Consider the following 620-nt stretch of genomic DNA (forward strand, 5'->3'; position numbering starts at 1 on the left):
GATGCCGTATTTGATGCCACTGGCAACAAATCAGCGATGGAGGCAGGCCCCTATTATGTAGGACATGGGGGGAAATACGTATTGGTTGGGCTATACAAAGACCAATCGTCTTTTCACCACCCTTCCATTCATGCCAAAGAATTGACCTTACTATGCAGTAGAAATGCTACCAAGGATGACTTTCTATATGTCATATCCACATTAGAAAATAAATCTTTCCCTACCAATTCTTATACCACGAATAAATTTGATTTTTCAGAAACAAAAGAGAAATTCCCAGAACTTACCCATCCTGAAAGCCAAGTCATCAAGGCTCTAATAGAATTTTAAACTTACCTGTTAATTGTAACTTATAGCCCTTCTCTTCCCCCATGTGAGCAAGGAGGCATACGCGTAAAATGGATTTTTGAGTTTTCACCCTACCGCTGCAATGATAAAAGCAAAATTTGCATGGGCAGGAAACCAATAGAGTTAAACTTGAACTGATTTCATTTACATATTTCAGGTATTGGGTTTTTTACCATTCAAAAACCCTTCCACCATTTGTAAATTGCTTTTGTTTCTTGATTGATTTATTTACGAAATTTGAAAGTTAAAGCGTATAATCTATGAATAGGTTT

Annotated in this window: 1 pseudogene; it reads left to right on the forward strand. The window is 36.8% G+C overall.

Going from position 1 to position 620, the window contains the following annotated elements:
- Positions 1-330: pseudogene (locus ADIWIN_RS19215) on the forward strand (alcohol dehydrogenase); the annotation flags it as partial.
- Between the last annotated feature and the right edge of the window lie 290 nt (positions 331-620).

The sequence above is a fragment of the Winogradskyella psychrotolerans RS-3 genome, assembly GCF_000427335.1.
Lineage (GTDB): Bacteria > Bacteroidota > Bacteroidia > Flavobacteriales > Flavobacteriaceae > Winogradskyella > Winogradskyella psychrotolerans.